This is a genomic window from Psychrobacter sp. 16-MNA-CIBAN-0192 (assembly GCF_040309565.1).
Classification (GTDB): Bacteria; Pseudomonadota; Gammaproteobacteria; order Pseudomonadales; family Moraxellaceae; genus Psychrobacter.
Genome location: NZ_JBEOOX010000170.1, coordinates 1 through 279, shown reverse-complemented (window position 1 = coordinate 279; position 279 = coordinate 1). Strand labels below are relative to the sequence as shown.

The window sequence follows — 279 nt, the reverse complement described above, 5'->3', positions numbered from 1 at the left end:
CTTTAGTGGTGATTTACCTATCCTGGCAGTTGGTGGTGGTAATGCCGTCACCCCTGCAGATATGCTTCTTACCGGTTCGGTGTTCACTAACGAGCGTAATAAGTCTGAAATTGATCAATATCAGTTTGACGGTGAATATATCTTTGACGACGTGGGTAGCATTGACTTTGGTATTGAGTTGACCAATGTCAATAATCACTCTAAATCCGTTAACGTGCAACGTAACGATTGGGGGGGCGTGGGATCGGCGGGTGACTTTGAAGACGCTTGGTTCCCAGC

General features: G+C 46.6%; 1 protein-coding gene. It reads left to right on the top strand.

What is annotated here, in order from left to right; genetic code table 11:
* Window positions 1–279, top strand: a 279-nt coding sequence (locus tag AAEY78_RS12795; RefSeq protein WP_352339702.1) for a hypothetical protein, incomplete at both ends; no start/stop codon positions are given.